This window comes from Kribbella sp. NPDC050470 (genome assembly GCF_044458365.1).
Taxonomy (GTDB): Bacteria; Actinomycetota; Actinomycetes; order Propionibacteriales; family Kribbellaceae; genus Kribbella.
Window position 1 is genome coordinate 245,104 of the sequence record NZ_JBITHV010000004.1, and the last position, 21,838, is coordinate 266,941.

26 protein-coding genes are annotated in these 21,838 nt (G+C 70.0%); 16 read left to right on the top strand and 10 right to left on the bottom strand.

Going from position 1 to position 21,838, the window contains the following annotated elements; all coding sequences use genetic code 11:
* Window positions 1-38: 38 nt before the first annotated feature.
* A complete protein-coding gene (locus tag ACIBGM_RS13230; protein ID WP_360537789.1) occupies window positions 39-1,160 on the bottom strand; it encodes an ArsA family ATPase in 1,122 nt (373 codons plus the stop codon).
* Window positions 1,157-2,107, bottom strand: a complete 951-nt coding sequence (locus ACIBGM_RS13235) for an ArsA-related P-loop ATPase (RefSeq protein WP_396385579.1) — start codon at window positions 2,105-2,107, stop codon at window positions 1,157-1,159. Before ACIBGM_RS13235 ends, ACIBGM_RS13230 begins: the two co-directional genes overlap by 4 nt.
* Before the next feature lie 62 nt (window positions 2,108-2,169).
* On the opposite strand from ACIBGM_RS13235, the gene ACIBGM_RS13240 reads away from it, so the two are divergent.
* From ACIBGM_RS13240 to ACIBGM_RS13260, 5 genes are all read left to right on the top strand, one after another.
* Complete coding sequence (locus tag ACIBGM_RS13240; protein ID WP_170284624.1) at window positions 2,170-2,331, top strand: hypothetical protein; 162 nt, start codon at window positions 2,170-2,172, stop codon at window positions 2,329-2,331.
* Window positions 2,328-2,789 carry a RidA family protein gene (locus ACIBGM_RS13245; RefSeq protein ID WP_360537793.1) on the top strand — a complete coding sequence of 154 codons (462 nt, stop codon included), beginning with the start codon at window positions 2,328-2,330 and terminating at the stop codon, window positions 2,787-2,789. Before ACIBGM_RS13240 ends, ACIBGM_RS13245 begins: the two co-directional genes overlap by 4 nt.
* 7 nt (window positions 2,790-2,796) lie before the next feature.
* Complete coding sequence (locus ACIBGM_RS13250) at window positions 2,797-3,627, top strand: NUDIX hydrolase (RefSeq protein WP_396385580.1); 831 nt, start codon at window positions 2,797-2,799, stop codon at window positions 3,625-3,627.
* Complete coding sequence (locus ACIBGM_RS13255) at window positions 3,624-4,385, top strand: MBL fold metallo-hydrolase (protein WP_396385581.1); 762 nt, start codon at window positions 3,624-3,626, stop codon at window positions 4,383-4,385. The genes ACIBGM_RS13250 and ACIBGM_RS13255 overlap by 4 nt, the downstream gene beginning before the upstream one ends.
* A 144-nt stretch (window positions 4,386-4,529) precedes the next feature.
* Window positions 4,530-5,468 (top strand): type IV toxin-antitoxin system AbiEi family antitoxin domain-containing protein, encoded by a 939-nt coding sequence (locus tag ACIBGM_RS13260; protein WP_396385582.1) that lies wholly within the window; start codon window positions 4,530-4,532, stop codon window positions 5,466-5,468.
* Window positions 5,469-5,694: 226 nt separating this feature from the next.
* Here the strand turns inward: ACIBGM_RS13260 and ACIBGM_RS13265 are convergent, their stop codons facing one another.
* Entirely contained in the window at window positions 5,695-6,372 is a 678-nt protein-coding gene (locus tag ACIBGM_RS13265; protein WP_360537801.1) for a Crp/Fnr family transcriptional regulator, read from the bottom strand.
* 133 nt (window positions 6,373-6,505) lie between these two features.
* On the opposite strand from ACIBGM_RS13265, the gene nth reads away from it, so the two are divergent.
* From nth to ACIBGM_RS13295, 6 genes are read left to right on the top strand one after another with little or no spacing between them, the layout of a single operon-like run.
* On the top strand, window positions 6,506-7,270 hold the full coding sequence (nth, locus tag ACIBGM_RS13270) for an endonuclease III (RefSeq protein ID WP_396385583.1): 765 nt from the start codon (window positions 6,506-6,508) through the stop codon (window positions 7,268-7,270).
* Window positions 7,267-7,854 (top strand): TlpA family protein disulfide reductase, encoded by a 588-nt coding sequence (locus tag ACIBGM_RS13275; RefSeq protein ID WP_396385584.1) that lies wholly within the window; start codon window positions 7,267-7,269, stop codon window positions 7,852-7,854. Before nth ends, ACIBGM_RS13275 begins: the two co-directional genes overlap by 4 nt.
* Complete coding sequence (locus tag ACIBGM_RS13280; protein WP_360537808.1) at window positions 7,851-8,621, top strand: CoA pyrophosphatase; 771 nt, start codon at window positions 7,851-7,853, stop codon at window positions 8,619-8,621. The genes ACIBGM_RS13275 and ACIBGM_RS13280 overlap by 4 nt, the downstream gene beginning before the upstream one ends.
* Complete coding sequence (locus tag ACIBGM_RS13285; protein WP_396385585.1) at window positions 8,618-9,790, top strand: MarP family serine protease; 1,173 nt, start codon at window positions 8,618-8,620, stop codon at window positions 9,788-9,790. The genes ACIBGM_RS13280 and ACIBGM_RS13285 overlap by 4 nt, the downstream gene beginning before the upstream one ends.
* 38 nt (window positions 9,791-9,828) lie before the next feature.
* Window positions 9,829-10,335: a SigE family RNA polymerase sigma factor gene (locus ACIBGM_RS13290; RefSeq protein ID WP_396385586.1), complete on the top strand. Its 507-nt coding sequence runs from the start codon at window positions 9,829-9,831 to the stop codon at window positions 10,333-10,335.
* Window positions 10,335-11,057: a hypothetical protein gene (locus ACIBGM_RS13295; RefSeq protein ID WP_396385587.1), complete on the top strand. Its 723-nt coding sequence runs from the start codon at window positions 10,335-10,337 to the stop codon at window positions 11,055-11,057. The genes ACIBGM_RS13290 and ACIBGM_RS13295 overlap by 1 nt, the downstream gene beginning before the upstream one ends.
* Here ACIBGM_RS13295 and ACIBGM_RS13300 read toward each other — a convergent pair.
* The 3 genes from ACIBGM_RS13300 to nhaA all read right to left on the bottom strand — a co-directional run bounded on the left by ACIBGM_RS13300 (window position 11,014) and on the right by nhaA (window position 13,648).
* Window positions 11,014-11,865 carry an alpha/beta fold hydrolase gene (locus ACIBGM_RS13300; RefSeq protein ID WP_396385589.1) on the bottom strand — a complete coding sequence of 284 codons (852 nt, stop codon included), beginning with the start codon at window positions 11,863-11,865 and terminating at the stop codon, window positions 11,014-11,016. The two genes, ACIBGM_RS13295 and ACIBGM_RS13300, sit on opposite strands and share 44 nt — an antisense overlap.
* A 53-nt stretch (window positions 11,866-11,918) precedes the next feature.
* On the bottom strand, window positions 11,919-12,359 hold the full coding sequence (locus tag ACIBGM_RS13305) for a phage holin family protein (protein WP_396385590.1): 441 nt from the start codon (window positions 12,357-12,359) through the stop codon (window positions 11,919-11,921).
* Window positions 12,360-12,433: 74 nt separating this feature from the next.
* Window positions 12,434-13,648, bottom strand: coding sequence for a Na+/H+ antiporter NhaA (gene nhaA / locus ACIBGM_RS13310; RefSeq protein ID WP_396385591.1), 1,215 nt, complete (start codon window positions 13,646-13,648; stop codon window positions 12,434-12,436).
* 296 nt (window positions 13,649-13,944) lie between these two features.
* Here nhaA and ACIBGM_RS13315 point away from each other — a divergent pair, with 296 nt between their 5' ends.
* Both ACIBGM_RS13315 and ACIBGM_RS13320 read left to right on the top strand, forming a co-directional pair.
* Window positions 13,945-14,391, top strand: a complete 447-nt coding sequence (locus ACIBGM_RS13315; protein WP_396385592.1) for a CBS domain-containing protein — start codon at window positions 13,945-13,947, stop codon at window positions 14,389-14,391.
* A gap of 19 nt (window positions 14,392-14,410) precedes the next feature.
* Complete coding sequence (locus ACIBGM_RS13320) at window positions 14,411-15,700, top strand: SLC13 family permease (protein ID WP_396385593.1); 1,290 nt, start codon at window positions 14,411-14,413, stop codon at window positions 15,698-15,700.
* Here ACIBGM_RS13320 and ACIBGM_RS13325 read toward each other — a convergent pair.
* Complete coding sequence (locus ACIBGM_RS13325; RefSeq protein WP_396385594.1) at window positions 15,697-16,650, bottom strand: glutathione S-transferase family protein; 954 nt, start codon at window positions 16,648-16,650, stop codon at window positions 15,697-15,699. The genes ACIBGM_RS13320 and ACIBGM_RS13325 overlap by 4 nt on opposite strands.
* Before the next feature lie 208 nt (window positions 16,651-16,858).
* Between ACIBGM_RS13325 and ACIBGM_RS13330 the strand changes: the two genes are divergently transcribed.
* Together ACIBGM_RS13330 and ACIBGM_RS13335 are read left to right on the top strand one after the other, a co-directional pair.
* Complete coding sequence (locus tag ACIBGM_RS13330) at window positions 16,859-17,617, top strand: GntR family transcriptional regulator (protein WP_360537828.1); 759 nt, start codon at window positions 16,859-16,861, stop codon at window positions 17,615-17,617.
* Between the two features lie 603 nt (window positions 17,618-18,220).
* Window positions 18,221-18,976 carry a hypothetical protein gene (locus ACIBGM_RS13335; protein WP_396385595.1) on the top strand — a complete coding sequence of 252 codons (756 nt, stop codon included), beginning with the start codon at window positions 18,221-18,223 and terminating at the stop codon, window positions 18,974-18,976.
* On the opposite strand, the gene ACIBGM_RS13340 is transcribed toward ACIBGM_RS13335, so the two are convergent.
* The 3 genes from ACIBGM_RS13340 to ACIBGM_RS13350 all read right to left on the bottom strand — a co-directional run bounded on the left by ACIBGM_RS13340 (window position 18,973) and on the right by ACIBGM_RS13350 (window position 21,393).
* Complete coding sequence (locus ACIBGM_RS13340) at window positions 18,973-19,833, bottom strand: MarR family transcriptional regulator (RefSeq protein WP_396385596.1); 861 nt, start codon at window positions 19,831-19,833, stop codon at window positions 18,973-18,975. The genes ACIBGM_RS13335 and ACIBGM_RS13340 overlap by 4 nt on opposite strands.
* A 255-nt stretch (window positions 19,834-20,088) precedes the next feature.
* Window positions 20,089-20,751 (bottom strand): sugar isomerase domain-containing protein, encoded by a 663-nt coding sequence (locus ACIBGM_RS13345; RefSeq protein ID WP_396385597.1) that lies wholly within the window; start codon window positions 20,749-20,751, stop codon window positions 20,089-20,091.
* Window positions 20,752-20,796: 45 nt separating this feature from the next.
* Entirely contained in the window at window positions 20,797-21,393 is a 597-nt protein-coding gene (locus ACIBGM_RS13350; protein WP_396385598.1) for an NAD(P)-dependent oxidoreductase, read from the bottom strand.
* 77 nt (window positions 21,394-21,470) lie between these two features.
* On the opposite strand from ACIBGM_RS13350, the gene ACIBGM_RS13355 reads away from it, so the two are divergent.
* On the top strand, window positions 21,471-21,824 hold the full coding sequence (locus ACIBGM_RS13355; RefSeq protein WP_360527017.1) for a helix-turn-helix domain-containing protein: 354 nt from the start codon (window positions 21,471-21,473) through the stop codon (window positions 21,822-21,824).
* The last annotated feature ends 14 nt before the right edge of the window (window positions 21,825-21,838 follow it).

The window sequence follows — 21,838 nt, forward strand, 5'->3', positions numbered from 1 at the left end:
TGTAAGCAAGTAATTCCCGGCGTTCGCTGTGGGTGAACTCAGGCGGTGAGGAGGTCGCCGATCTGGCGTAGACCGGTGAGGTCGTGGACGTCGTCGGCCAGGGCCGGGACCTCGACGGTCGGGATCGAGCGGTGGCCGCGGCGGAACCGGTCGGCCCGCTTGTGGTCGCCGACGACCTGCTGCATCTTGTCCGCGTGCAACCGCAGTACGGCGGCCGTCAGCGGCGACTTGTCCGCCTCCTCGAGCCGCTCCGCTGCGGCGAGTGACCGCTCGGCCGACAGATCCGGAGCGTGGGTGTTCGTCACCCGGTTCAGGACGACGCCGGCCAGCGGCATGCTCTCCTCACGCAAACGCTCGGCGAAGTACGACGCTTCCCGCAGCGCGTCGTTCTGCGGAGCGGCGACCACCAGGAACGCGGTGTGCGGCTCCCGCAGCAGCGCCACCGTCTGCTCGGCCCGCTGCCGGAAGCCGCCGAACAACGTGTCGAAGGCAGCCACGAACGTCTGGACGTCGGTCAGCACCTGAGCGCCGAGCACCTTGTTCATCACGGACATCGCCATGTTCACGCCGGCCGACATCAGCCGGAACGGCCCGCGGGCCGGCGCCAGCAGCAACCGCAGGAACCGTCCCTCCAGCAGCGACGCCAGCCGCTCCGGCGCGTCCAGGAAGTCCAGCGCGGACCGCGACGGTGGCGTGTCCACCACGATCAGGTCCCAGTCTCCGGACTGCTCGGCCTGCTTGTGCAGCTGCCCGAGCTTCTCCATCGCCATGTACTCCTGCGTCCCGGCGAACGACGACGACAGCGCCTGGTAGAACGGGTTCGCCAGGATCTGCTCGGCCTTCTCCGGGGTCGCGTGGGCGAGCACGACCTCGTCGAAGGTCCGCTTCATGTCCAGCATCATCGCGTCCAGCCGGCCGCCGTTCGTGGCGTTCACCTGCGCGACCGCCCGCGGGGTGTTGTCGAGCTCGGTCAGCCCGAGCGACTGCGCCAGCCGCCGGGCCGGATCGATCGTCAGTACGACGACCTTCCGCCCGCGCTCCGCCGCCCGCAGGCCCAGCGCGGCGGCCGTAGTCGTCTTGCCGACCCCACCTGCGCCGCAGGTCACGACGATGCGCGTCCCAGGATCGTCGATCAGCGCATCCAGATCCAGGTCCGTCACGCGCGCAACTCCTCAGCCAGGTCGAACAGGGCGCCTTGGTCGATACCGTCCGGCAGCAGCGGCAGCTGGGTGACCTGCTTGCCCAAAGCATCTATCCGGTCGCGGTTCTCGCGTTCCAGCCCGACCCGGACGGCGTGGTCGTGCGCCTCCGCGGCCAACGTCGCGACGAGGTGCTTGCTGACCGCGACACCGGCCGAGCGCAAGCCCTTGCTGAGCTCGGTCGTGGGCAGTTCTTCCTTCACCGCAAGGGCGAGCGCGTCGTCGTCCAGCGGGCTGTTGCGGACCATGTTCACCACGATCGACCCGATCCGCAGGTCCAGCGCCTCCAGCTGCTCGACCGCGTCCAGCGTCTCCTGGACCGGCATCTCCTCGAGCAGCGTGACCAGGTGGATCCGGGTCACGTCCGAGCGCAGCATGCCCATGATCGCGTCGGCCTGGTTCCGGATCGGGCCGACCTTGGCCAGGTCGGCGACCTCGTGGTTCACATTCAGGAACGGCGCGATCCGGCCGGTCGGCGGTGCGTCCAGCACGACGGCGTCGTACGCGAGCCGGCCGTGCGACTTCCGCCGGGTCGCCTCGTAGACCTTGCCGGTCAGCAGGACGTCGCGCAGCCCAGGGGCGATCGTCGTGACGAAGTCGATGGCGCCCACCTTGTCGAGCGCTTTCCCGGCGCGGCCGAGGTGGTAGTACATGTCGAGGTACTCCAGCAGCGCGGCCTCTGCGTCCACGGCCAGCGCGTACACCTCGCCGCCGCCCGGACCGTGGGCGATCCGGCGCTCGACGTACGGCAGCGGCGGCACGTCGAACAGCTGGGCGATGCCCTGCCGGCCCTCGACCTCGACGAGCAGGACGCGCTTGCCCTGGTCGGCCAGGGCAAGCGCCATGGCGGCCGCAACAGTCGTCTTCCCGGTGCCACCTTTGCCGGTGACCACGTGCAGCCTCGCCATACGGTCCAGGGTAGGACGTGGCCCACAGCACACCGGATGAGGAGCCCGTTAGAGTCCCCTTCATGAAGAAGTTCGAGTACTTCACCGCGCCGCTGCTGGTCCACTCGACCAAGGAGATCCTGGACAACTTCGGCCAGGACGGCTGGGAGCTGGTCCAGGTCGTCCAAGGCCCGAACCCGGAGTCGCTGGTCGCCTACCTGAAGCGGGAGATCGAGGACAAATGAGCCACCCCGAGGAGAAGCTCGCCGAGCTCGGCCTGAAGCTGCCCGAGGTGGCCAAGCCGGTCGCCGCCTACGTCCCCGCCGTACGGACCGGGAACCTGGTCTACACCTCCGGTCAGCTGCCGCTGCGCGAGGGCACCCTGATCGCCACCGGCAAGGTCGGCGACGCCGTCACCGCCGAGGTCGCGAGCGAGTGCGCGCAGCAGTGCGCGCTGAACGCGCTGGCCGCGGTCAAGGCCGAGATCGGTGACCTCGCGAACGTGCAGCGGATCGTCAAGGCGGTCGCGTTCATCGCGTCCACGTCCGACTTCACCGGCCAGCCGCAGGTCGCCAACGGCGCCTCGGAGCTGTTCGGCCAGGTGTTCGGCGGGGCCGGCCAGCACGCCCGGAGCGCGGTCGGCGTCCCGGTGCTGCCGCTGGACGCGCCGGTCGAGGTCGAGCTGATCGTCGAGGTCGCCTGACCGTCGCATGGTCCGCAACCTGAAGTCCGAGTTGCTGTCCGGCCGGATGGCGTCGGCCGCGCTGGAGTTCGCCCGCGAGGGCCGGACGCCGGCCGAGCCGCGTCCGGCCTCGACGGTGATCCTGCTCCGCGACACTGCCGCCGGACCGGAGGTCTACCTGCTCCGGCGGCAGCGGACGATGGCGTTCGCGGCCGGTATGACGGTCTTCCCGGGCGGCCGGGTGGACGGGGCCGACTCGACCGTGGCCGACTCGTGGTCCGGGCCGGCGCCGGCCTGGTTCGCGGACCGGCTGGGGTGCGACGAGCAGACGGCGTCGGCATACGTCGCGGCCGCCGTGCGGGAGACGTTCGAGGAGTCGGGCGTGCTGCTGGCCGGTCCGTCCACCTCGTCCGTCGTCGGCGACACGACCGGCGACGACTGGGAGGCGGACCGGGTCGCGCTGGAGGCGCGGGAGCTCGGATTCGCCGACTTCCTGCACCGGCGTGGGCTCGTCCTACGCGCGGACCTGCTCGGGCCGTGGGCGCACTGGATCACGCCGGAGTTCGAGCCCCGGCGGTACGACACCCGCTTCTTCGTCGCCGCACTCCCGGCCGGGCAGGTGACCCGCGACGTGACGAGCGAGTCCGACCAGGTCGCCTGGATGCGCCCGGCGGACGCCGTCGCAGCGGTCGACTCAGGCGATCTGCTGATGCTGCCCCCGACGTACGTGTGCTGCCGAGACCTCACGCCGTACGACGACGTGGGGGGAATCCTCACCGCCGCCGCCAACCGCGAGATCCGCGCCGTCATGCCGACCATCCGCATCGAAGGCACCCAGGCCTACCTGGAGACCACATGACCGACTTCGCGACGCTGGTGCGGGCGGACAACCCCGGGCTGATGACGCTGGATGGGACCAACACCTGGATCCTGCGGGCGCCGGGGGCGGGCGAGTCGGTGGTGGTGGACCCGGGCCCGATGCTCGAGGACCACCTGCGGGCCGTGCTCGACCAGGCCGGCAAGGTGGCCGTCGTACTGCTGACGCACAAGCACCCGGACCACTCCGAAGGCGCTGCCTGGTTCGCGAACCAGGCCGGGTGCGGGGTCCGAGCGGTCGACCCGGCGTACCGGCTGCCCACCGATCGCGCCCACGGCCTGAGCGAAGGCGACGTGATCACAGTCGGCGGCCTCCGCATCGAGGTCCTCCCGACTCCCGGCCACACGATGGACTCGGTCTGCTTCTGGCTCCCGCAGGACGGCTCGCTGCTGACCGGCGACACCGTCCTCGGCCGCGGTACGTCGGTCGTCGCCCACCCGGACGGTGCCCTCGGCCCCTACCTCGACTCCCTGGACCGCCTGCTGGCCTTCGCCAACTCGGCCGCCGGCGTCGAGCGCCTGCTCCCCGGCCACGGCCCCGTCATCGACGACCCGACCGACGTCCTCACCTACTACGTCAACCACCGCCAGGAACGCCTCGACCAGGTCCGCGCAGCCCTGACCGCCGGCCACACCACCCCCGAAGCAATCGTCGCCCACGTCTACGCCGACGTACCCCCCACCCTCTGGCCCGCCGCCGAACGCTCCGTCCGAGCCCAGTTGGACTACTTGAGGGGATAACCCCGGGTGTCGTGGGTTCTCCCCTCGTCTGCGAGCAGAGAACCCACACCTCGAGGGGATCTCCCCTCGAACTGGATTTCCACAGATTGGGGGATGCGGGGGCGGAACCGGCGTCGGGTGGCAGATGCTGGCGGGGTGAATCGGATGCTCGAGCTGCTCGCGGGGCGACAAGGCGGCGTGTTCAGTCGTGCCCAGGCGTTGGCGTGTGGATACACCCTCGACCAGATCGTTCGCCGGCTCAGCGACGGCCGCTGGCAGCGGATCCGGCGTGGACAGTACGCCGAGCGGGTGGATCTCTCCGCGCTGCAACATTGGGAGCGCGCGGAGTGGGACCATCGCCGGCAGATCCATGCGGTCATGAACTCGCTACGAACCGGGTCTGTTGTGGTCAGCCATCAATCGTCGCTCGTGCTGCACCGTCTACCGCGCTGGGGGCTGGACCTCAGCAGGGTGCACGTCACACGTCTAGATGGGCAGTCCGGTGGAGTCGTCGCGGGCGTTCAGCATCACCTCGGGAAGCTGGCAACCGCTGACCTGGCCGAGGTCGAAGGCCGGCTGGTGACGAGCCCACTTCGCGCCGCAGTCGAGTCGGCCTGTACGACGTCGTTCGAGGCGGCCGTCGTGGGTGTCGACGCTGCACTCCGTGAGTACGAGGTCAGTGATGCGGACGTCCGCCGCCTGCTGCACGTCTCCGAGTTCTGGCCCGGAAGTCCGAACGCGCGGGCGGCGTTGCGCTTCGGAAATCGGCTGTCGGAGTCGGTCGGTGAGTCGCGCCTGCGGGTCCTGCTGCACGAGTACGGTCTGCCGACGCCGGTTCTTCAGGCCGAGCTGCACGACGCCGACGGGTTTGTCGGGCGTGTCGACTTCCACTTCCCGGCGTACGACACGGTGGTCGAGTTCGACGGCATGCTCAAGTACGGCGGCGGATCGCCGGAGGTGCTGGTCCGCGAGAAGCGCCGCGAGGACCGGTTACGGGCCCTCGGCCTCACCGTGGTCCGAGCTGACTGGGCCGACCTCGAGCGTCCGGCCCACCTGGCGGGCACCATCGGGAGAGCGCTCACAGGCCCCGCCCGAGCCGCCTGACGCCGTACCGCACCCGCTCGACGCCCCGCTCCTCGGCCGCGCGGCTGCGCGCCTCGTTCGAGCGGATATCCGGCCGACGCCAGGGTTCTCCCCTCGTGTACGGGCGGAGAACCCCCACTCCGAGTGGATATCCGCTCGAAGTGGGCCAGGGGAGGGCGGGGGTGGCAGGGCAGGGCAGGGCTGCGCGGGGTGGTGCCGCGGCGGGGTGGGGTCGCGCGGGATGGGGTTAGCGGGCTCGGCGTTGGAGGCGGTCTACGTCCAGGAGGACGACGGAGCGGGGTTCTAGGCGGACCCAGCCTCGGGAGGCGAAGTCGGCTAGGGCCTTGTTGACGGTTTCGCGGGAGGCGCCGACGAGTTGGGCCAGCTCCTCCTGGGTCAGGTCGTGGTGCACGTGGACGCCGTCGTCGGCGGTGCGGCCGAAGCGGCTGGCCAGGTCGAGCAGGGCCTTGGCGACCCGGCCGGGTACGTCGGAGAACACCAGGTCGGCCACCACGTCGGAGACCTTGCGCAGCCGGGACGCCAGCTGGAGCAGGAGGCCGCGGGCCACCTCGGGGCGGCCGGCCAGCCAGCGCAGCAGCTCGTCGTGGGTCAGCGACATCATTGACGCGTCGGTCACCGCGGTCACGGTGGCGGACCGCGGACCCGGGTCGAACAGCGAGAGCTCGCCGAACATCTGGCCCGGGCCGAGCACGGCGATCAGGTTCTCCCGGCCGTCGGCGGAGGTGCGGCCCAGCTTGACCTTGCCCTCGACCACGACGAACAGCCGGTCACCGGAGTCGCCTTCGTGGAACAGGACCTGGCCGCGGCGCAGCCGGTTCTCGGTCATCGACGCGGCCAGCGCGTCGGCTGCCTCGTCGTCGAGCTGACTGAACAGCGGTGCCTGTCGGAGCACTGCGGCATCCACTTTGGGCCTCCTCGGACCTTCGACCACGGCTGACGGGCGGGGTCCGGCCTCGCCCGGCACCGGGCCGTTACCGCCCGGTTGCCCCAAAACCGTAGCCCCTCAGGTGTCGGCGCCGCCACGTAGGCTTGCCTCCATGCCATCCCAGCGTGTCGCGGACCCCGTCGTCGAGGTGCCGCTGAAGCTGCCCCGCAAGGCGCCGGTCTACACCGGTGAGACCCACACCCAGCTGGTCCGCCGGGCCCGCAAGATGCACAAGGTGCTCACCGAGACGTATCCGGACGCTCACTGCGAGCTGGACTTCACCAACCCGCTCGAGTTGCTGGTGGCCACCATCCTGTCGGCCCAGACCACCGACGTGATGGTGAACAAGGTGACTCCGACGCTGTTCGCCAAGTACCCGACCGCCCAGGCCTACGCGGAGGCCGACCGGGAGGAGCTGGAGGCGATCCTGAAGCCGACCGGCTTCTTCCGGGCCAAGACCAACAGCGTGATGAAGCTCGGCCAGGCCCTGGTCGACGAGTACGACGGCGTCGTGCCGGGCAAGCTGGAGGAGCTGGTGAAGCTGCCCGGCACCGGCCGGAAGACGGCGAACGTGGTCCTCGGCAACGCCTTCGGGGTCCCCGGGATCACCGTCGACACCCACTTCGGCCGCCTGGTCCGCAGGTTCGGCTGGACCACCGAGGAGGACCCGGTCAAGGTCGAGCACCTGATCGGCGCGCTGTTCCCGAAGAAGGACTGGACGATGCTGTCGCACCGGCTGATCTTCCACGGCCGCCGCCGCTGCCACGCCAAGAAGCCGGCCTGCGGCGCCTGCCCGATCGCCCAGTGGTGCCCGTCGTACGGCGCGGGCCCGACCGACCCCGTGGTCGCCGCGAAGCTGGTGAAGGTCCCGGCGTGAGACTCCGTACGACGCTCTGCGCGACCAGCTGGCTCGTCGCCGGACTGGTCCTGGCGTCGTGCGGATCCGAGCCGGCCGACGACTCCCAGTCCTCGGCGACCGGCACCACGGCCAACGCCTCGGCCAAGGTCGCGGCCTGCCCGTCGACACCGTCCAAGCCTCCGGTCAGCAACGGCCTGCCCGACGTCAGCCTGCGGTGCCTCGGCGAGGGCCCGGACATCCGGCTGGCCGACCTCCGGGGCCCGCTCGTCGTCAACGTCTGGGCCCAGTGGTGCGGTCCGTGCCGCGACGAGGCGCCGTACCTGGCTGCGTTGGCGAAGACCGGGAAGGTGCAGATGCTCGGGATCGACTACGCCGACCCGCGGCCCGAGCTGGCGGTGAAGTTCGCGACCGACGAAGGGCTGGCCTACCCGCACCTGGTCGACCAGGACAAGACGATCCAGCAGGCGCTGCGGATCGGCGGCCCGCCGCTGACCGCCTTCGTCGACAAGGACGGCGCCGTCGTCCACGTGCATCGCGGCGTGCTCACCTCGCAGCAGCAGCTCGACCAGCTGGTGAAGGACAAGCTCGGAGTGGCCCTATGACCTTCGAGGGTGTCGAGATCCCGGAGTGGCTGAAGCCGTTGGCGACGGCGTCGGAGGAGGTGGACCCGGCGCAGTTGTCGAGGTTCCTGCCGCCGGACGATCCGTCGGTGCGCAAGTCCGCGGTACTGATCTTGCTTGCTGAGGGCAACGATGGGCCGGAGGTGCTGCTGACCGAGCGCGCCTGGACGTTGCGCCGCCACGCCGGGCAGATGGCGTTTCCCGGCGGCGGTGTCGACCCGGAGGACGGGACCGGTGAGCCGGGCCTGGTGCGAACCGCGCTGCGCGAGGCCGAGGAGGAGACCGGGCTGGACCCGGCCGGGGTGGTGCCGTTCGCGGTCTGGCCCGCCCTGTGGGTGCCGGTGAGCAACTTCGGAGTGTCACCGGTGCTGGGCTGGTGGCGGGAGCCGTCGCCGGTGGCCGTGGTCGACCCGGCCGAGGTCGCGTCGGTCCACACCGTGTCCGTGCAGGCGCTGGCCGACCCGGCGAACCGGATCAGCTGCCTGCACCCGTCCGGGTTCACCGGCCCGGCCTTCACCGTCGGTGACCTCTACATCTGGGGTTTCACCGCCGGTCTGCTGGACAAATTGCTCGTCCTCGGTGGCTGGTCGCGCGACTGGGACCCCTCCGTCGTCGTACCGTTGCCCGACCGGCTGGTCGAGGCGGCCTGGCGGAGTGAGGGACGGCGGCCGGAGGAAGTGCGGCGGATGACCGCCATCGAGCACGACCTCGGCCGGTCTGAGGGTGTCCAGTCGGAAGGTGTGGAGTGAGCAAGCTCGACTACGCGCTGCTGATCATCACCGGGCTGGTGGCGATCTCCGGGTACATCGAGGGGTTCGTGCTGGGCGCGTGCGCCACGCTGGGCCTGCTCGGCGGCGCCGCGGTCGGCGTCTGGGTGGTGCCCCGGGTGCTGGACAACTTCTCCCCGAGCGTCTCGGTGTCGTTCGCGGCACTGGTGCTGGTGGTGATCCTGGCCTCGATCGGCCGCACGATAGGCGCCGTCCTCGGGTCCAGGCTGAGAAACAAGATCTCCTGGACGCCGGTGAAGGCGGTCGACGCGCTCGGCGGGGCCGCGCTGGCCGCGGTCTCGGTGCTGATCGTGTCCTGGGTGCTCGGCGTGGCGGTGAGCGGCGCCCGGATCCCGAGCGTGACGTCGGCGGTGCGCGGCTCGCAGGTGCTGGCGAAGGTCGACGAGGTGCTGCCGCAGCGTGCCGACCAGGCCTTGCAGGCGTTCAACGACGTGGTCAACACCGATCTGTTCCCGCGGTTCCTGGACCCGTTCGTGCCGGAGCGGATCCGGGAGACGCAGCCGCCGGACGGCGAGATCTCCCGGCAGCCGGCCGTCCGGGCGGCGTACAGCCGGATCGCCAAGATCACCGGGGTGGCCAACTGCTCGCGCGGTCTGGAGGGCAGCGGGTTCGTCTACGCGCCGCAGCGGGTGATGACGAACGCGCACGTGGTCGCCGGCGTCGGCTCGCCGCAGGTCGAGGTGGACGGGCAGTCGTACGAGGCGTCCGTGGTGGTGTTCGACCCCGAGGTCGACATCGCGGTCCTGTACGTGCCGAAGCTGACCACCAAGCCGCTGCCATTCGACTTCACCGGCAAGGCGGACGACCCGGCCGTCGTCCTCGGCTACCCGGAGAACGGCCCGTTCGACTCCGAGCCGGCCCGGATCCGGTCCGAGGAGCGCCTCCGCGGCCCGGACATCTACGGCGACCGGACGGTCACCCGGGAGGCGTTCTCGATCTGGGCCTCGGTCCGCCCCGGCAACTCCGGCGGCCCGCTGCTGTCCAACAAGGGCACTGTGTACGGCGTGGTGTTCGCGGCCTCGGTCGAGGACAACCGGACCGGCTACGTGCTCACCGCCGAGCAGGTCTCCGACGACGCCCGCGAAGGCGCGACCGCCACCCAGGAAGTTTCCACGAGAACCTGTACCTAGCGTGCAGCAGATCCGCGCCGCCACCGCGTTCTAGGAGTATGACGGTGACGACGGAGGGGACGTTGTCGTTCGACGAGTTGGTGGTCTCGACCGAGCGGCGGCTGCTGCGGCTCGGCCTGATGCTGACCGGGGGCGTGCACAGCGCCGAGGACCTGGTCCAGACGGTGTTCGCCCGGGCGCACCGCAAGTGGGACCGGATCCAGTCGCTGGACAACCCCGAGGCCTATTTGCGGACGATGGTGGTCAACGAGTTCCTCAGCTGGCGCCGCCTGCTGAAGAACCGGGAGCTGCCGGTCGCCGAGCCGGTCGACCTGCCCTCCACCGAGGACATCGGCACCCGTCAGGCCCTGCAAGACACTGCCTGGCGACTACTCGCGACCTTGCCCCGGCAGCAACGCGCCGTACTCGTCCTGAGGTACTACGAAGACCTGCCGGACGCCGAGATCGCCGCCGTGCTCGGGTGCGCGCCCGGGACGGTCCGGTCCAACGCGGCCCGCGGGCTGGCGACACTGCGGGACACACTGCCTGCTGAGGAGGAGCGCTGATGGCCAGGCTGACCGACGAAGAGCTCGAGCGCCTGCTCCGGGAGACCTTTGCGGACAAGGAGTCGCTGGTCGACAACTTGCCGAAGGCAACCAAGCATCGGCGTCCGCTGGCGCCGATCCTGATGGCAGCGGCGGCGGTGCTCGTCGTCCTGGCAGGCACCGTGTACGGCGTCACTCGCGACCGCGACACGGATCCGGTGGCGAGCTCGACCACGACCGGGGTCGTGGACGCCGGGGCGAGAGCCGGTGCCTCCGAGAACGCCCAGATCTGGGCGGCTGCGATCCTGGCCGGCGCACAGCAGTACAAGCCGCCGCAGGACTGGCAGTCGCTGGTTTTGCAGGATCAATCCGTCATCGTCACCCAGGCGAAACGGGACAGCGCCGTTCCGACCTTCACCGCAGCGGACAAGGACAAGATCGTCCAGCTGGTCGGCAGGGTGGTCACTGTCGCCTGGAGCTCCACTCGCACCAGCGCGGACACCTGCGAGGACCAGGCGCTCGGGGAGGTCACGGTCGGTCCGGTGATCGACAAGGGCGACCACAAGGAGGTCGCAGTCGGCATCGAGCGCATGTGCAGCTACGGCCACTGGGCGACCTACCGGCTCGAGAAGCAGGGGGTCGCGTGGGTGGTGACCGGCACGGTCGGCCCGGTGCACCAGAAGATCCCGGTGAGCTGCGTCATGTCCGGAAAGACGCCAGCCAGTCCACGATCAGGGTGTTGAACAGGTCCGGGACCTCTTCGTGCGGGAAGTGGCCGGCCGGGGTGAGGAACTCGTGCCGGAGCGGGGCCGCGACCAGGTGCGGTGGGGTCACCGCGGTCGGGGACACCGCCGGGTCCTGGGCTCCATGGACCTGCAGCACGGGTACGGCGACCGGCGTACGCATCCTGGCCGAGTACTTGCGACCGTCGGGCCGCAGCCGGGAGCGGACGAACCAGCGGTGGTACTCGAGCGCACAGTGCGGCGCCGGCCACACCTGCAGGGCAGCGCGGTACCGGCGGGACGACTCGGCGTCCGGGAACGTGCCACCAGGCGCGGACCAGGCGCGCAGCAGGCGCTCGATGTGGAGGCCGTCGTGCGCGAGCAGACGACGCTCGGGAAAGATCGGCAGCTGGAACCAGGCGGTGTGGGTCAGCGCCTTCGACTGACCGGACCTGGTCAGCAGCAACGGGTGCGGCGCCGAGACGGCCGCGAGCCCGCGGACCTGTCGCGGTGCGAGTACGGCGGCCGACCAGCCGATGAACCCGCCCCAGCCGTGCCCGACGACGACAGCGTCCGTGGCCCCAAGGGACCGGATGACACCGGACACATCTGCGGCGGCTGTGTAGGGGTCGTAACCACCGGGGGTCTTGTCACTGGCGCCGTACCCGCGCAGGTCCATCGCGACCGCGCGGTACCCGGCCGCGGCGACGACCGGCAGCTGATGGCGCCAGGCCCACCAGAACTCGGGGAAGCCGTGCAGGAACAGCACCAGCGGTGCGTCCGCCGGCCCGCACTCCGCGACGTGGAACCGGGCCCCGTTGGCCGCCACCAGCGAGTGCGACCAGGGCCCGTCGACCAGCAGGTCGACGACACCGGCCGGGCTCAGCGCTGCACGCTCTTCGGTTCGATCTGCTCGGTCTCGTCACCCTTGCCGATCGCCTTCAGCACCTCGACCGACTCCTTCGAGGTCTCGATCGCGCGCTGCGGGCCCTTGGCGTTGCGGAGCGAGCGCCTGCCGAGCAGCACCAGCACCGCGGCGATCAGCAGGTAGACCACGGCGACGATCAGGAAGGCCAGCGCCGGGTGCAGCCCGAGGGCGGTCAACCCGTACGCCGCCGCGATGGACAGCAGGATGATCGCCAGCAGGGCCAGGAAGGCAGCACCGCCGAACATGCCGGCCCCGGTCCCGGCCGCCACCGCGGTCTTCTTCAGCTCGGTCTTCGCCAGCTCGACCTCACCGCGGACCAGGCTGGACAGATCCTTGCTGGCGTTCGCGACGAGCTGCCCGACCGTGGGCTCACTCCCGTTCGGCCCCATCGACATGGCACTCCTTCCGCTGCGTCCCTTGACACTACCGCCGTCCGTCCCGATCTACGGGTACCCCCGACCCGGGAAGGTCAGTCGGCGTACTCGCGATTGCGCCGGAACAGCAGCACCGCCGCGATCAGGGCGGCCAGCAACGACGCGACCAGTACGGCGGCCTTCGCCCGCTCCACCTGGGCGGCATCGTCGGCGAACGCCAGCTGGGCGATCAGCAGCGCGACCGTGAACCCGATCCCGGCCAGCACCGACACCGCGCCGACGTCCCGCCAGGACAGGTCGGAGTTCAGCTCGGCCCGGGTGAACCGCGCGGTCAGCCAGGAGCCGCCGAACACCCCGGCCGTCTTGCCGAGCAGCAGCCCGGCGACCACGCCGATCGCGACCGGATCGGTCACCAGCTGCCGTACGGCGCTCCCGCTCAACGTCACGCCCGCCGCGAACAACGCGAACAGCGGTACGGCGACCCCGGCCGACCACGGCCGCAGCCGGTGCTCGATCCGCTCGGCCGGCGCGTGCTCCTCACCCGGGTCCGCGACCACCCGGGTGCCCAGGCCGAGCGCGACCCCGGCGATGGTGGCGTGGATCCCCGACTCGTGCATGAACCACCAGGCGGCGACCGCGATCGGCACGTAGAGGAACGGCGTACGGATCCGGCGGCGCTGCAGCAGGTACCAGACCGCGATCAGGGCAATCGCGGCGAGCAGCTCGAGCAGGTGGAACCCGTGCGAGAAGAACGCCGCGATCACCAGGATCGCGCCGAAGTCGTCGACCACCGCCAGCGTCAGCAGGAACGCCCGCAAGGCACTCGGCAGCGACGAGCCGACGATCGCCAGGACGGCCAGGGCGAACGCGATATCCGTTGCCGTCGGCACCGCCCAGCCCTCCGGCCTGCCGTCGTCGGCGATCAGGTTCACCGCCAGGTAGATGATTGCCGGAAGCACCATTCCGGCCACGGCGGCGACCACCGGCACGACCGCCTCGCTGAGCCGGGACAAGGTGCCGACCACAAGCTCGCGCTTGAGCTCGACGCCGGCCAGGAAGAAGAACAGCGTGAGCGCGCCGTCGGACGCCCACGCCTCGACGGTCAGCGGACCGATCTCGGTGTCGCGCAGGTGGTGGTACGCGTCCTGCCAGGGCGAGTTCGCCCAGACGAGCGCGACGACGGCGGCCGCGAGCAGCAACAGGCCGCCGGTGGTCTCGGCGCGCAGGGTGTCGGCGAGAATCGCCCGCTCCCGCCCCATGATGCGGGGGAACGCGCGCTTCTTCTGCCGGATCCGCGGGGTCTGGCTCATCGTCAGGCGCCCTTCGGTCGGGGGGTCGTTCGGACACTTTGCCGACCAGGCTTCCCGGCACACCTCCGCCACCCGGCAGGGCGGCGGTTCCAACTCACGAGATTCTACCGGTTGGTGTTTGCCCCGGCAGGCAGGTTGCGGCAGGGTTGGGCCCGGTGCGCCGGGAAGTCTGGTCGGCATGCTCGTCCCCACACCGGGTGCGAGCCTCGCTGCCGTTGCCCCGGGAGGTGCCGTGGTCTGTCAGGACCCTGTGAGAGACATCACTCGTTCCACCGTTCCCGGCGTACGCTGCAAGCGTGCACGGAGAGCAGATGGCCGAGGACTTCCCGGTGGTCAGCCTGGACGACGAGGCGCGGCAGGCGGTCGAGCTGCTCGCGTCCCGGCGGCTGCCCGGGCTGATCGTGACCAGGCCGGACGGCAACCCGTACGCCGTACTCCCGGCTTCGCAGGTGGTCCGGTTCCTGGTGCCGAGCTACGTCCAGGACGACCCGTCGCTGGCCCGGGTGATCGACGAGTCGCTGGCCGACCGGGTCGCGGACAAGCTGGCCGGGATGACGGTGCGCAAGCTGCTGCCGGACGAGCCGTCCGAGATCCCGGTGGTCAACCACGACGACACGATCCTGGAGATCGCCGCGATCATGGCCCGGCTCAGGTGCCCGTTGGTGGTCGTCACCCGCGACCACGAGATCATCGGCGCGATCACCGCCTCCCGCCTGCTCGAACTGGCGATCACTCCGCACTGAACCGCGCCGGGGTGGCCGGGTGACGGCCATCGCGATCGTCGTCTTCGTCGCCGCGTACGTGCTGATCGCGACCGAGTGGACGCACAAGTTGATGGCCGCCCTCGGCGGCGCCGGCGTGCTGCTCGCGCTCGGCGTCACCGACTCCGAGCACGCGTTCTACTCGCACGAGACCGGTGTCGACTGGGACGTCATCTTCCTGCTGTTCGGCATGATGGTGATCGTCGGCGTGCTGCGCCGTACCGGCGTCTTCGAGTACGTCGCGATCTGGGCGGCGAAACGGGCCAAGGGGTCGCCGCTGCGGGTGATGATCCTGCTGACGCTGATCACCGCGATCGCCTCGGCCTTTCTCGACAACGTCACCACCGTGCTGCTGATCGCGCCGGTCACCCTGCTGGTCTGCGACCGGCTCGGCATCGACCCGATCCCGTTCCTGATCGCGGAGGTGATGGCGTCCAACATCGGCGGCGCGGCGACGCTGATCGGCGACCCGCCGAACATCATCATCGCCAGCCGGTCCGGGCTGACCTTCAACGACTTCCTGGTGCACATGGCACCGCTCGTCGTGATCGTGCTGATCGTGTTCACGCTGGTGCTGCCGCGGGTGTTCCGCGGCTCGTTCGACGTCGATCCCGGCCGCGTCAACGACGTCCTGCGGCTGAACGAGCGCGAGGCGATCGAGGACCGTGCGCTGCTGATCAAGTGCGGCGTCGTGCTGCTGTTCGTGTTCGCGGGTTTCGTCGGCCACTCGGCGCTGCACATCGAGCCGTCCGTGGTCGCGCTGCTTGGCGCCGGCGTCCTGGTGCTGATCTCCAAGGTGCCGACGCGGCACTACATGTCCAGCGTCGAGTGGCAGACGCTGCTGTTCTTCGCTGGCCTGTTCATCATGGTCGGCGCCCTGGTGAAGACCGGCGTGATCGCGGACCTGGCCGACCAGATCGGCAAGGTCACCGAAGGACGCGCGCTGCTGGCGGTGATGCTGATCCTGGGGGTCAGCGCCGTGCTGTCCGGCATCATCGACAACATCCCGTACGTCGCCACGATGAGCCCGGTCGTGCTCGAGCTCACCAAAGGCATCACCGACCCCGTCCAGGCCGACGCGCTGTGGTGGGCGCTCGCCATCGGCGCCGACTTCGGCGGTAACGCGACCGCGGTCGGAGCGAGTGCCAACGTCGTGGTGATCGGCCTGGCGCTGCGGGCCGGCCATCCGATCAGCTTCTGGGCGTTCACCCGTAAAGGCGTGGTGGTCACCGCGATCACGATCGCCGTCGCCGCGCCGTACCTGTGGATCCGGTACTTCCTGCTTGCCTAAGGCAACGCTGTCCACGACCGCGGATCGGGGCCTTTGGGGACGATGCGGTTCGGGTTGATGTTGTCGTGGGTCAGGTAGTAGTGCCGCTTGATCTGGTCGAAGTCGACGGTCTCGCCGAACCCCGGGCGCTGGTAGAGGCGGCGTGCGTACGACCAAAGGTGCGGGAACTCGGTGAGCTTGTTGCGGTTGCACTTGAAGTGGCCGTGGTACACCGCGTCGAAGCGGACCAGGGTCGTGAACAACCGGATGTCGACCTCGGTCAACCTGTCGCCGAGCAGGTAGTCGCGATCCGCCAGCCGTTCCTCGAGGATGTCGAGCCGCTCGAACAAAGCGTCGTACGCCGCCTCGTACGCCTCCTGCGTGGTCGCGAACCCGCAACGGTAGACGCCGTTGTTCACGTCGCGGTAGATCTCGTCGATCAGCCGGTCCAGCTCGGCGTGGTCTTCCGGGATCAGGCCGGGCGCGTCCGGGCGGTGGAACTCGGTCCACTCCGTTGAGAGATCCAGCGTGATCTGCGGGTAGTCGTTGGTGACCACGAGCCCCGTGACGGTGTCGACGATCGCGGGCACCGTCACGCGGCCGCCGTACGACGGGTCGGTGCGGAGGTACGCGTTGGACAGGAACTCGATGCCGAGCACCGGGTCGCGATCGTCCGGGTCGAGTGTGAACCGCCAGCCGCGCTCGTCCCGGATCGGGTCCACGACCGCCAGGCTGATCGCGTCCTCCAGCCCGAGCAGCTTGCGGACGATCACCGCCCGATGGGCCCATGGGCAGGCCAGGCTGACCACCAGCCGGTACCGCCCGGCTTCGACCGGCCAGCGTCCGTGCTCGTCCGGGCCCTCGCCCGGCCGGGCGCCGGAATCGCGGGTGATCCGGTCGGTGAACCTGTTGCCCTGCCGCTTCCATTCACCGCTCGGTGCGCTTTCCTTCACGAACTGTGCAGGGCTCATGAGGTTCAAAGTACCCACTTGCGGGAATCGCCCACCCCGCCCCGTCACTAGCAGTGCGACCGCGGCGGACGTTACAGTCTGGCTGACAAGGTCGTCCGCGCCAGCGGTGTCGCGGCCGGCCGGCACAACCGAACGATCAGGAGCAACGCCCCGGCTCGCGTCCCCCGGCAACCGGTTTGCCGGGCACATTCCCAGGGATACTGACCTCATGGCCCGCCCAAGGAACAACCCAGGCGACCTCGCCGAACTCCCCACGGAGCTTCGGACCGATCGGCCCAAGGGTGACCAGATCCGCGAGATTCTGGAGAAGCTCACCCGCTCGCTGGCCGTCGGCACCGTGCTGCCGTCCGAGCGCGTCCTCGCCGAGCGCTTCGGCGTGGCCCGGATGACGGTGCGGCAGGAGGTGGACCGGGTGGTCGCCGAAGGCCTGGCCGCCCGGCGCCCCGGTGGCGGCACCTTCGTCGCCGAACCGCGCCCGTCCCGGATGCTGGCCTCGTCGTTCAGCCAGGACATGATCGACCGCGGCATCAAGCCCGGCGCCAAGGTCCTCGAGCACCGCGTCGGCACCGCCGACGACGACCTCGCCCGCGAGCTCGAGGAACCGGTCGGCACCCCGGTCCTGCACCTGACCCGGCTGCGCACCGCCGACGGCGAACCGATGGCCGTCGAGCGCACCGCCCTCTCCCTGCACCGCTACCCTGGCCTCGACCAGGTCGACTTCACCGAGAACTCCCTCTACAAGGAGCTCTCGTCCCGCTGGGGCGTCACCCTCGGCATGGTCTCCGCCTCCATCGTTGCCGCCCCACCGGACCCGGTCGACGCCGAGCTCCTCGAGATCGACTCCGCCACCCCCTGCCTGATCATCACCTCGGCCCCCCGCACCGCCTCCGGCGAAGTCATCGAGTTCGGCCGCTCCGTCTACCGCTCCGACCGCTACGACATAACCGTCGCCTACCGCGCAACGTAGTTCCGCCCGCGCGCGCACCTGCCCGTCGCGCCCGCTACGCCCGCTCCCACCCACCCGACTCCTGCGGGCTACCGGCCGCACCTGCGCGCTCCTTCGTCGCGCGCCCTCGACCGCCAAGCCGGCGCCTTCCGCTGACCAACCGTGCATCCATGCGAGCGCACTATGGTTCGCGACGGCCGGATCACCCTTGGCTGCCGACCGTCCGACAGCCGGGAGCCTGCGCGGGACTCGTGGCCGTGCGCAGGCTATTTCGGCTCTTGTGACGGATGTGTGGGCGCGGGTTGATCGGGCGCACACCGTTGGGGTTGTCGGGTTTGTGAGCGGCGAGGGCGGACCGCCGGGCCATCACAATCGGCTGGCGTGGGCGGTGCCAGGCGGGGTGCCGGGTTGGAGGTGGTGATTGTGATGGCCTGGCGGTCCGCGGCATCGGGATCCCGTTCGCGGGTGGTCCGGGTGGCACGGGCGCGGTGCACTCGACCGCCCTCGGTGGCGAACTAGGGCACCAACCTGACCCACACATCAGTCAGAAGAGCCGCTAATTCCTGTTCAAGCCCACCGGCTGGTCAGCAAGCCCTCGACTCCTGGCACCCGTAGTGTCTGGGCATGCGTGGATTGGCTGTTGCGTTGGAGCGGCTGGCCGACCACTTCCGCCGTACTGAAGACCTCGGCTGGATGTATGGCCAGGGGTCGGTGATCGCCGGGCTGACTGACGACTCCGACCTCGACCTCATCCTCATCTGGGCCGACGAGGCGCCCACCGCGGCGACCCTCCCAGCGCCGTCGACCATCACCCGGCACGGACAGCTCGCGTTGGAGCACGGGCGGATGGACGGCTACGACGTGGATCTCATGCACGTTCCTCGCCGTACCTTCGACTGCTGGATGAGCGAACTGGAACAAGGCGACGGCTGGTCGGGTACGGCGTGGCCGCTGCCAATCCACGTCGCCGCCGGCCTGGCCGAGTCCAAGCTGCTCCTCGATCCGACCGGCCACGGCGCCGAGCACCGAGCCCGAGCGCAGACCCCTGCGGAGTCCCTGGTGGTCAACGTGCGGCGCCATCTCGACACCGCAGCACCTGGTTTCATCAAGGAGCTGTACCGGGCGGCCGAACGCGACAACCGCTGGCTCCATGCGAGCCTCGCGGTTGAACTTCACAAGCTCGTCTACACCGCATGGTTCCTCAGCGAGGGCCACTACCCGCCGTTCCCGAAGTACCTGCCCCAGTGGTACGACCGCTTCGGCATGAGCCCCGAGATCCAACACCTCGAATCCACCTACTGGGCGACCAGCGACCCCGCCGAAGCAACAGCGGTCCTCGAGTCACTCGTCACCGCCGTCCTCGACCACCGATCCGTCTAGCTCCGGTAGCCGGCCGACTTGATCCTGGCAGCGATTGGCTGCAGGGCGGCGGTGAGTTGGTCGAGCTCGTCTGGGGTGACGGTGGTGTAGGCGGGGGCGGCCAGGGCGTCGGTGGTTGACTCGATGTGGGTCTTGGTTTCGCGGCCGGCGGGGGTGAGTTCGCCGGAGGCGTCGACTAGGCCGCGCGTGCGTAGGCCGTCCACGACTGCGGCCAGTTGGTCCGGCGTGAGGGGATCGAGGCGTCCGTAGTCCGATGGCTTCATGCCGGAGTGGAGCGCCTGGAGTACGTGGGCTTCCTGCCCGTCGATGCCGGCGGCGACCAGCGCGGTGAGGTGACCGTCGCCGCGGTGTTCGCGCAGCAGCGTTGCTGCGTGCCAGAGGCGGGCGACCGGCTCGTCGGGGACGGGAAGCGAGCGCAGGGCGGCGTACAGGATCCGGCCTTCCATCGGCGCGTTGGTCGCGACCCGGATGGCGAGGTCGGCGGCGCAGGCGAGCGCGGGGCTGTCGGCGAGGTCGCCGAGGATCCGCCGCAGTGCCTTGACGCTGCCCGCCTGACGTGCGGCGAGCACGGCCCCGGGAGTGGCGACGTCCCAGACGCTCGGGATACAGCGGGCCACCTCACCGGGCGCGAAGTTGTAGAACAACGCATCCACCACCTCGGCCGGGACCTTCCCCAGCGGAGCAGACCGCGCGGCGAAGTACCCCGGCCGGTAGCTCTCGTACCCGAGCGCCTGCAGCTCCTCGGTCGGCTCGTCAGACATGTACGCGACGAGATGCACCGGCTCCAACAACTCCAAACACACCCGACGCGCGACGGCTTCCATCCGAGTACTCCCGGCGGCGTAGGTGACTGACATGGCGCGCTCCCGCAGCAATCCGACCGACCCATCGCCGGCCTCTCACCAAGACCACGAACAGCCCCACCATGGTTCGACACCATCCCCAAGCAATTTCCCGAAGCCTGCTCTCCAACCAGCCAGTTGCCGCCGGGAGGTGCTTCATCGACGGACGGGCGCAGACCGCGGGCGGCAGCACGCAAGGAACGTCGGGTGGGTGGGAGCGCGTGGAGCGGACGCGACGTAGGAGCGGCTGCGGAGCACGCGTGGGAAGGATTAGGCGTTCAGGCTGCGGAGGACGTTGGGGGATTTGCCGCGGGTGGTTAGTTGGGTGACGATTTCTACGGTCAGGGCTTGGGCGAGGAGGGCGCCGACGAGGGTTGAGGTGGCGCCGGTTCGTTCGGGGCTGCCTTCGACGGCGATCAGGGCGTCGCCGGGTTCGCCGCAGTTGTCGATGACCACGTCGGCGACCTCGAAGAGGCGTTGGCCGCCGGGCGCGCGGGAGCTGACCGCCGTACTGTGCGCGAGCGACGTCAACGCGATCACCTTCGCCCCCGTCGCCCGCGCCCCCACAGCGAACTCGACCGGTACGGCGTTCCGCCCGGAGTTCGACGCGATCAGTACGACGTCCCCCGCGCCGATGTCATTGGTCTGCAGCAGTACGTCGGCCAACCCCGGCAACCGCTCCAGCAACGAGCTCTTCAGCAACCCCTCGTGCAACATCAACCCCGGCTCGAGCACGGCTCGCACGTCCGCCAACCCACCGGCGCGCCCGTACAGCTCCTCCGCGATCAGATGACTGTGCCCGGTCCCGAACACCCAGAACACCCGGGCATCCACCACCAACTCGGCCGCCCGCCTGATCGCCTCGACCTGTGTCGACGCCGCCCGCTCCGCGATCGCCAACGCCCGCCGCATGAACTCCTCAGCCCCTGTCATACCGCCGAACCTACCGGCGCCGACCGCCCAGACCACGAAATCCGGCTAGACCACTCCGACGGCCTCGCGGTGGTGCGTCGGACGGTCGTACTCGTCCACGAGCGCGATCGCGAAGTCGGCGTACGACGTCAAGGCCGCCGGATCGCCAGGCGCGAAGCGATAGGTCCCGGTACGGCGCGGATCGGCGTGGTTGAAGTCGCCGGCCGGAGCAACCGAGACCCAGTCGAGCGTGGACGCGGCGAAGGTGTCGAGCGCGGCCTGATGCGCGAGGAAGAACGAGCGGTACTCCTGTGGACAGCCGCCACTGTCCATCAGCGGCACACCGTCCGGCCCCGGCAGGATCGACGCCAGACCGACCCAGATCAGCCGCGTGTCCCGCAGTCCGTCGATCAACGCCTGCGCGGCCTTGGGGAAGAACACGGCCGGATCGGCGCCCCCGTCGTACACCGCCGCGATGACGGCGTCGTGACCGGCAGCAAGCTCGGCGATCCGGCCCGCGTCCGTCACGTCTCCCGCGACCAGGTCGACACCGCCTTCCGTCGTACGCGCGACCGCAGTCACCTCATGGCCGCGGCGGCGGGCCTCCTCGACGGCGGCGCGTCCGGCGCGCCCGCGAGCGCCGATGACCAGAATCTTGCCCATTGCAACCTCCTCGGTTTCGCTGACGGAGCGACCGTAGGAGGAGGCCTGGTTACCAGTTGGGTACTACGCTCCAGGGCATGGAGGCGCTGCGGGCGGACATGTTCGAGGAGATCTGCCCGTCGTCGTTGCTGCCGTTCCGGATCGGTGGGGACAAGTGGGCTGCCCTGGTGATCGCCTGCCTGGAGGACGGCCCGCGCCGGTTCTCCGAGCTGCGCGTCCCGTTGGCGCGGGTGACGCCCAAGGTGCTGACCCAGACCCTCCGCAACCTGGAACGCGACGGCTTCGTACGACGGACGCAGTACGACGAACCGGTACGACGAGTCACGTACGAGCTCACCGACCTCGGCCGCAGCCTGCTCGAGCCGATGCGGCTGATGTGCGACTGGGCGACCGACCACTGGGACGAGCTCCTGGACGCCCGCGACGCGTAGTACCGGCCGGAATC

Bases quoted from the DNA above. Each gene is read 5' to 3' on its own strand.
- ACIBGM_RS13325 (WP_396385594.1), bottom strand. From the start codon at position 16,650: ATGAGCCCTGCACAGTTCGTGAAGGAAAGCGCACCGAGCGGTGAATGG.
- nth (WP_396385583.1), top strand. From the start codon at position 6,506: ATGCCATCCCAGCGTGTCGCGGACCCCGTCGTCGAGGTGCCGCTGAAG.
- ACIBGM_RS13345 (WP_396385597.1), bottom strand. From the start codon at position 20,751: ATGACAGGGGCTGAGGAGTTCATGCGGCGGGCGTTGGCGATCGCGGAG.
- ACIBGM_RS13255 (WP_396385581.1), top strand. From the start codon at position 3,624: ATGACCGACTTCGCGACGCTGGTGCGGGCGGACAACCCCGGGCTGATG.
- ACIBGM_RS13350 (WP_396385598.1), bottom strand. From the start codon at position 21,393: ATGGGCAAGATTCTGGTCATCGGCGCTCGCGGGCGCGCCGGACGCGCC.
- ACIBGM_RS13295 (WP_396385587.1), top strand. From the start codon at position 10,335: ATGGCCAGGCTGACCGACGAAGAGCTCGAGCGCCTGCTCCGGGAGACC.
- ACIBGM_RS13250 (WP_396385580.1), top strand. From the start codon at position 2,797: ATGGTCCGCAACCTGAAGTCCGAGTTGCTGTCCGGCCGGATGGCGTCG.
- ACIBGM_RS13340 (WP_396385596.1), bottom strand. From the start codon at position 19,833: ATGTCAGTCACCTACGCCGCCGGGAGTACTCGGATGGAAGCCGTCGCG.
- ACIBGM_RS13280 (WP_360537808.1), top strand. From the start codon at position 7,851: ATGACCTTCGAGGGTGTCGAGATCCCGGAGTGGCTGAAGCCGTTGGCG.
- ACIBGM_RS13355 (WP_360527017.1), top strand. From the start codon at position 21,471: ATGGAGGCGCTGCGGGCGGACATGTTCGAGGAGATCTGCCCGTCGTCG.
- ACIBGM_RS13290 (WP_396385586.1), top strand. From the start codon at position 9,829: ATGACGGTGACGACGGAGGGGACGTTGTCGTTCGACGAGTTGGTGGTC.
- ACIBGM_RS13245 (WP_360537793.1), top strand. From the start codon at position 2,328: ATGAGCCACCCCGAGGAGAAGCTCGCCGAGCTCGGCCTGAAGCTGCCC.
- ACIBGM_RS13330 (WP_360537828.1), top strand. From the start codon at position 16,859: ATGGCCCGCCCAAGGAACAACCCAGGCGACCTCGCCGAACTCCCCACG.
- ACIBGM_RS13235 (WP_396385579.1), bottom strand. From the start codon at position 2,107: ATGGCGAGGCTGCACGTGGTCACCGGCAAAGGTGGCACCGGGAAGACG.
- ACIBGM_RS13260 (WP_396385582.1), top strand. From the start codon at position 4,530: ATGCTCGAGCTGCTCGCGGGGCGACAAGGCGGCGTGTTCAGTCGTGCC.
- nhaA (WP_396385591.1), bottom strand. From the start codon at position 13,648: ATGAGCCAGACCCCGCGGATCCGGCAGAAGAAGCGCGCGTTCCCCCGC.
- ACIBGM_RS13335 (WP_396385595.1), top strand. From the start codon at position 18,221: ATGCGTGGATTGGCTGTTGCGTTGGAGCGGCTGGCCGACCACTTCCGC.
- ACIBGM_RS13240 (WP_170284624.1), top strand. From the start codon at position 2,170: ATGAAGAAGTTCGAGTACTTCACCGCGCCGCTGCTGGTCCACTCGACC.
- ACIBGM_RS13305 (WP_396385590.1), bottom strand. From the start codon at position 12,359: ATGTCGATGGGGCCGAACGGGAGTGAGCCCACGGTCGGGCAGCTCGTC.